Here is a 7,967-nt window from a genome sequence, read left to right on the forward strand (position 1 = left end):
CACCCACTGCGGCCTTAGTTATTTTGTTGCCTATAATGCTCCTTGCGCTGCTCATTGGGGTCATCCATTTTAGGGCCCGGCTTGGCGGTTTTCCAGTCATACGTTTTTTTGTAAATCTCCATTGCCTTGTCCACGTCATAAATACGTTTGTCGGGAATGAGCATTTGGTAGGGGGTAAAATCGGGCTTGTCCGTAAAAAAATCCTGAAGTAAGGAGGCCGTTGCGTCGTATTGGTTGACGTAGGGCACACCCAATGTATTATAAACTACTTTCAAAATGGACCCGAAATTGGCATGCGTATGCGATACATGGCCGCGCTTTACGTAAGGCCCCGCCAGCATCAATACTGAGCGGTGCGCGTCGATGTGGTCCACGCCCCCCTGCGGGTCGTCTTCGGTGATCACCACGAGCATATTTTTCCAATACGGCGTATGCGAAAGAAATTGCAGGATTCGGCCCAATGAAATGTCATTATCGGCCATAAAAGAATGGGGATAGGGAAACCCTGCTTCCGGACGGATGCCCGCGCCGTGGTCATTGGGAAGTTGGAGGGCAATCAGTCGGGGCAAGTCCACTTTTTTGCCCTTTTGGGGAGTCAGCCATTTTTCGGTAAATTCTTTCTCAAACTGGTCCATTCGGAGCCAATCAGGGATGTTCATGTCAAACCCAGCGTAGTTGCGCGAGGTATGTTCAAAAACAGCTTTTTGCAAAGGAAACACCACGGGCTGCCGGGCGCCGTACTCAAAATGGTTCCATTCCTCCGCGACGGCGGCAAACTCATTTCCTTCCCCAAAATTATAAAAGGGGATTTTTTTGCGCTCTAAGGCTTCCCACAGCCCGCCGATCTCGTTGTAGTCTTCGGGGTCAATGCCGCCCGTTGCTTTTGGAAAGCGCCGTCCGGGGGCTTTAGAGAATGCATTGAAGCTAGAAGAGTGGTTGGAATTGGCTTCGACCCATTCGTTGGGGATGACGCCCATCATCCAATGGTGGCCGTGAATGGATGCATCCGAATCGCAGTAAAAATTATCAGAATACGCAAATTGTTGGGCAATGCGCAGGTGATTGGGCATCACATCTACCTGATGCAAAGTGTCCGTTTTTGTCGTTACCGTAACATTTGTTCCGTACCGAGCGAGCGTCGGGTCACCTTTTGAAAGCTGCCCCAGGACTTCATCGTACGTGCGGTTCTCTTTGGTGATGTACACAATATATTTGATGGGACTTGTCCGTGTACCCGGAAGGGGAGGAAGCGGATTTTTACCGTCGTCGGTGACGGATACGGTCTCAAAAGTATTGTCGATGGCTTGTTGTGTCCATTTTTTCAATTCGGTGGGTGTCGGGAGCGTAACTTTTTGGAATGTTCCGAGTTGAATGTCACCGATGTAGGTTCCCCGGTCTGGTTTTACAAAACCCTTCCCGCCGTTTTGACCCGCGCCCAATCCCCGGGCAGAGACCACATACAGATTTTTCTCATCGGGCGATAGTTTCACTTTGGTCGGTCCCCAACCCGTGGGAATCAATCCCTTTACGCGACGGGTGGGTAAATCAACCACCGCTACCGCATTGAAGCCCAAAAGGGCCACATATAGCGTTTTTTCGTCTTGGGTAAGTGCCATCCCGAAGGGCATCAATCCTCGGTACTTGTCAATGCCTGGATGTACTTTCAGGGCGATATGCCCCGCGATTTTGCGCGTTTGGCAGTCGATAATCGAAATATTATCATTGGTGGCGTTGGAAACGTAGGCAAAGCGTTTTCCGACCGCAACGGAGTTGGGACTTGCGCCGCCCACGATTTCGGCTTCTTCGATCATTTCCCCGATCTGATGTCCGGTCTTAAATTTTCCGGTGACTTTGTTGGTGGTTAAGTTTACCATCCAAACGCTCATGGCTTCGGGCACGAGTGGGCTACCCAAGCCTGGGATTTTTCGCCCTTCCACTTCTACGCCCTCAATAGATGCTTTGGTGGCGGTTGCGTAAGGCGGAAACTTAAGCATCATGGTGTCTTTGTTTTTGGGCGTTACGCCCGGCACCAATGGATAGGCATATAAGCCGACATTGGCCACAAACGCGTATTTTTTGTCGGGACTTAACGAAAGCCCAAACGGCTGCCGACCTACGGGAATGGAAGCCGTGATTTTTTTGGTGGTCAAATCAATCCGCACCATTCTGAAATGCGCTCGGTCAAGTACCAGCAGTTCGTTTTTGGCAGAATTTAGGATTAAGTCTGAGGTAAAGCTTTCTTCAAAGTTTTGATTATCAAAGGTTTGGTTGAGTGAAATGTCGTCAATTTTCTCCTTTTTTTCGGTATCAAAAATGACTATATTCCCCTTGTCGCCGCCGCTCAAATACACAATTCTGGAATCGGGCGCAAAGGCAGCACCCAAAAATGTGGCACCTTTGAAAGGGTCGGCAAACGTTTTGGCATAATCAGGAATGCGGAGGGCCTGACGTGGGTGTTGGGCATCAATGAGTGAAACCGCGCCGCTGTGTAGTGCCACGACCCGCCGCCCATCGGGACTGACGGCCAGTCCAAAAGGGTCGTTGGTGATGCGGAGGGTAGTACCTACGGGCGTAACGCGCCGTCCGCTGGGCAGCACCGAGTAGCCACCTGTGGTGTCAATTTTGCAATACTCAGATCGGCTCGGTACTTGAAGGGTTTTGATTGTACGGAGTTGAGCCGTTAGCAAAAGGGGGAAAAGTAGAAGGGAAAAGGGGAAAAAGAAACGCATGTTTGGTCAGGAGTTTATTAACAAAAAAAATAAAGCAGGAGATAAACAATCTCCCACTTTATTGTGCATTCTTAACCTATTAAAAAAATTATTTCAAAAGCCAAAGCTCATCATTGATGCTCTCAGTAGCTTTGCCGAATTGAGCTTGTACCGCAGTTTTATAGTTGGTTTCATTGTAGATACGCTCCGAGTTTGGATATAACCAACGGCGTGGAATGACGCCAGAATTTCCCGTACCTGGCCCGCCCTTGGCAAAATTGGTTGGGAAGCCAGTACGACGCCAGTTATAGAAGGCTTCCATCCCTGAGTTCATAAAAAAGCCAAGGTATTTTTGATTGTTGATTTGTTCCAATCCTTTTGCGTTGTTGCCAGCGTATTTTACCGAAGGTTGGGCGTAAAAGTCGGTGAAATTAAATTTGATGGTATAAGATGCCAACGAAGCATTGGCTCCGTTGCGGGTTTCCAATACGACACTGTTTTCACCGTTTTTAATCTCAAAAAATCCTTGAGAAGCCTGAATTCCTTTGGTGTACCAATCTTCGGCATTTGCCGTAACCCAGCCCCGGTTGGCGGCTTCGGCAATGTTGAAACACATTTCGATGTAGCCGATTTGGATGGTTGCTTCTGGAGAATAGTTTTTGTAATAACGGTTACGGTTGATGTACGAATATTGGCCAGCCAGTGCTTTCGTAGACATATCGTCCAAGCTTTCGGCAGGATTTGCCCCCACAAAGGCGGCGAAGTCCGTTTGGACAAGGCCTTTTTTCAACTGGGCTTCTGCGGGCTCGGCAATGTAGAACAGACGCGGGTCTTGGGTCGCTTTAAGGAGGTCTATGTTGGTGGTCGACATCTGCTGGCGTGTGGCATCAAACCCGAAGTTGTCGGGGTTGATGGGGTATTTGTTGTACGTAGCATTGTACTTGTACGCCATATTGTCGGCCATTCCCGTCATGATTGGGTATTTAGCGGGATTGTTGATTACTTCGGCAAATTTACCTTTGATGTTTAGTTCTGCGTCGCTTTCTTTCTTGCTCAGCGAAACCAACACGCGCAGTTTGAAGGTATTTACCACTTTTTGCCAAGCACGAAGATTGTTGCTCAAGTAAATATCACCTTGCAAAGAAATATCTCCCGCGGCAATCAATTTGGTCAAGTCATCGTTTGATTCATCGAGCCATTTGAGCGACTGCACGTAGATTTCCTTTTGCGTATTGTATTTAGGGCTGGTATTTTCGGTGCCTTTCAGTGCTTCATTCATGGGCAGGTCGCCGATGCGTTGCGTCATCCAAACAAAGAAGTAAGCCTTAAAGAATTTACCCAATGCCGCGTACGGATTGAGGTCTTTTCCCGTCGATTTTTTGGCTTCTTCCTCCATTTTTACCACGTTTTTAAGCGCGTCAAAATAAGTGCCCGACGTAGTCCAGTCGTATTCGTTGTTGCCGTAATAGTTATAATTGATGGTATAAAACTGATTCCAACGGGTGTCTTTACCCCAAGGACGTTCGGTCATACTGTTAAGGATACCATTGAATACCAAGTTAGCAGGCGAACTTGCTGGAACGTTGGGATTGGTTTCCAACTCTTGGAAGGTTTGGCAGCTACTCATGGTCAGAGCGGCAATGGCAAAAATTAAATATATTTTATTGATTTTCATCGTCTTAAAGTTTTGTACGAAGGATTGGTTTTCATTTACAGTTTGCCAATAGCAATCTCTTAGAAAGTGAAATTGATATTGATACCGTAACGACGCATGGTAGGTGTCTGTAACGACGACCCACGGTCTGTGTAGTTAACAAATTGCTCCACATCCAAATCTTTGGAATGGGCAAAATACAACAAGTTACGCCCAACCAGTGAAATAGTAGCCTGCTTGATATTCTTGCCTAGCAAACCCGCTGGGAGTGAATAACCTACCTGTAATTCACGTAATTTTACAAACGTACGGTTTATCATGTTGCCCTCGTTGGAGTTGTAGTAGCGGCTAATCCAATCTTGCAAAAACGTAGCATTCGCAGAAGACATCGGGGTAAAATTCAATTCACCGTAGTTTGTTACCAAACCATCGGGATCGTATTTAATCGTGCCACCCGTTAAAACAACTCCTTCTCCTACCCAAGTTTTCTGTCCTTGCGTATCCGCCAAACGAGCAATGCCCATGGCACCTTCGACCGTAGCTTGGTGGCGACCACCGCGGAACGTTTGTTTTTGGATGTAATTTTCGATAACCCCACCTACACGTCCGTCAAATTGGAAGCTAAGGTTAAAGTTCTTGTAGCTAAATTTGTTTTGGAAACCAAACGCCCAGTCAGGGTTAGTGTAGCCTAAGAATTGATTGACGGGATTGTAAATCGGGCGTCCGCTGGCATCATTGACGATTTGACCATCTTGGGTACGAACAAAGGCGCGTCCATAATAAGCATCCAAACGGTCGCCGATTTTGTAAAATTGATTCAAGCGAGTTTGTGAACCGTAAATCTCCTTGAGGGTTTCTTGCCAAGTGGACCAGTTGGCCAAGATGTCCCAGTTGAGACCGGTGCCGCTTTTGAGAACATTACCACTAACCGCAATCTCTAATCCTTTGCGTTGGGTTTTGATACCGTTGGTGGTGAGTGCGCCATAACCCGTTGATTCTGGTAGTGTTAATCCAAAAATTTGGGGGCCATCTAAGTAATTGAAGTAGGTAACATCTAACCCTAAACGGTTGTTCATAAACTTCATTTCCAATCCTCCCTCGTAGTTGGTACGGGTTGAAGGCTGAATGTTGGGGTCAACAAGGCGTGTTGAATAATAAGCCGCGGCTTCGTTGTTGTAAGGACGTGAGATGCTGTAAGCAACGGTTGTACCATAACTTGGACCGTCGTATGATGAAGTATAGTTGGCACCGTAAGGGACTGGCGTATTTGGCGGAACCCCAATCGTAGCCTGCGTAAAGGCTTCTTTCACCCGGGCAAACGAAGCCCGAAGTTTGAGGAAGGTAATTGCGTCGGGCAACTTTACGTAGTCAGAAATGACCGTTGTTAGACCCACAGAAGGATAAAAACCTACATTACGGCCCGACGGCAACGTAGAGGTTTTGTCCCAACGACCTGTTACTGAAAGGTTAGCGTATTTGCTCAAAGAAACGTCGGCAGAGTAATAGCCACTCAATACTTTCATGTAAGCCGCAAAGTTGTAAGCTTGTACGGGGTTGCGTGAGTTGGAGAAACTATATACGCCTGGTACGTTGAGATAGTCGGTAGAAGCAAAGTTAGAGTTGTAGCGGAACAAACGCATACTTGCACCTACGGAGGCTCTCACGGTGATGTTTTTAGCCACCTCTTTGTCAAAATTAACCAAGGCGTCAGTATTGTTTTCCCAAAGGCTACGACGGTCTTCACGGTAGTCGCCGCGGGCTTCTTCACGTCCATAAGAAGTAGCTGAGAAAGGCATTTTCTCGGTACGAAGAATATCATAAGTCGTTACTTGCGTACGAATTTGTGCATTTAAGTAATCAGTAATTTGGTATTTACCGAGCGCATACGCGTAGATGTCATTTTTGTAATGACCACGCAACCACTCTTTAACTACAAACCAAGGATTGTTGTAACGTTGGTACTCAGCGTATATTTGCTGGACACCTTCTTTGCCAGGTTGCCACAATTGTTTCATATCATCAACGTTCCAGTCAGCACCACCCCAAATGATTGAGTTGTAAATGAGGGAGTTAGGGCCATAGTCTACGTCAGGAATGTTAGGCGTATATTGACGGCTGTAGTTGATGGTACTTTCAAAACGCAATTTTTTGGAGAAACTATACCCAAACGAGGTATTGAGGTTAGTAATGTTCAGTTGCGTATTAGGAATGATACCCCGTTGGTATTGGTGCGACAACGACACCCGAAGGTCTGCTTTGTCGTTACTAGCAGACACCGATACGTTGTTATTAGACAAAATCCCCGTACGAACAAAACGCTGTAAATTGTTGGCCCCACGCGGCAACCAAGGAGTAGGAATTCGCTTACCTGTTGCAGGGTCAATAGGGCTATCGTACTGAGTAAGCAAACGGCCATCCAATGGCGGTCCCCAAATGTCGTAGTCCCCATCGTTTACACCACCCCCACGACCGTCCACAAACGCATATTTGCCGTGGTCGCCTGGACCGTATTGGTCTTGTACTCTAGGCATAGAAATAAATCCATTATCAAACATTGTAGAAGAGTTGACATCAACTGCAAAGCCTCTTTTATCTTTCGAGCCTTTCTTAGTTGTAATCATAATTACTCCATTCTGAGCCCGAAAACCGTACAAGGCTGTTCCCGAAGGCCCTTTTAATACGTCCATTGACTCAATATCGTCGGGGCTGATGTTCCACGTATCGGAGTTGATTGGAATACCATCTACTACATATAGTGGGCGACCACCTCGCAACGACACCTGTGGAGCACGCAAAAGTTCGGCGCTTGCCCCTACGTTTAAGCCAGCCACTTTCCCCACGAGTGAGTTGATGGGGTTGGGCTCCCGGGCTTTGATAAGGTCAGAGCCTTTTACACTTTGCGTTGCGAAAGCCAGCGTCTTCTTATCTTTTTGAATCCCCAATGCCGTCACAACAACTTCTTGTAGTTGTTTGAGGTCTTGTGCCATTTTTAGGTCAAGCGTGCTACGATTGCCCACCGATATTTCTTGGGCACTGTAGCCTACAAAGGAGAATACTAACGAAGAATTGGGGGCTACACTAAGGCGATATCTGCCTTCGCCGTCAGTGTTTGTTCCGCGATTTGTGCCTTTTACAACCACACTGACACCGGGGAGCGGTGCGTTGTTTTCGGCGTCTGTAATTCTGCCCTGCACCGTTATGTCTTGTGCAAGGAGACTGGAGGCTACACCGAGTGTCAATATAAACAATGACACCCAAAAGGATTTCCCTAGATTTTGGGGTAAAAAGTACCGCATAATGTTAATTTGTTAAGTGGAAAATGAAGGAGTGTAGGACTTACTAAACCCGTTGCAAAGTAAGTTTAGTGAAATTAATAAATAGTTAACTAATAGTAAAGTAATTATTAATATATTTTTTTAATCGTAACATTCGGTTGAAGTCCTATATTACAGTATTATTTATACATAATGGGCGAAATTACTGTACCCGAAGATAATTGCTATGTAAAACAAAAAGGCTGAATTTTGAAGCGACCAAGCATCAAACCAGCCTTTAAGAATGAAAAAAATCATTAGGGACGAAGTTATTAAATTGCTTCAAAAAAT

3 protein-coding genes are annotated in these 7,967 nt (G+C 46.4%); all 3 read right to left on the minus strand.

The features are described 5' to 3' along the window. Positions 1-14: 14 nt before the first annotated feature. Positions 15-2,729 carry a phosphoesterase gene (locus DVG78_RS21355; RefSeq protein ID WP_114463069.1) on the minus strand — a complete coding sequence of 905 codons (2,715 nt, stop codon included), beginning with the start codon at positions 2,727-2,729 and terminating at the stop codon, positions 15-17. Between the two features lie 88 nt (positions 2,730-2,817). Further along, a complete protein-coding gene (locus tag DVG78_RS21360) occupies positions 2,818-4,383 on the minus strand; it encodes a SusD/RagB family nutrient-binding outer membrane lipoprotein (RefSeq protein ID WP_114463070.1) in 1,566 nt (521 codons plus the stop codon). A gap of 59 nt (positions 4,384-4,442) precedes the next feature. Next, on the minus strand, positions 4,443-7,658 hold the full coding sequence (locus tag DVG78_RS21365; protein WP_114463071.1) for a SusC/RagA family TonB-linked outer membrane protein: 3,216 nt from the start codon (positions 7,656-7,658) through the stop codon (positions 4,443-4,445). Positions 7,659-7,967 lie beyond the last annotated feature (309 nt).

It is taken from the genome of Runella aurantiaca (genome assembly GCF_003339505.1).
Taxonomy (GTDB): Bacteria; Bacteroidota; Bacteroidia; order Cytophagales; family Spirosomataceae; genus Runella; species Runella aurantiaca.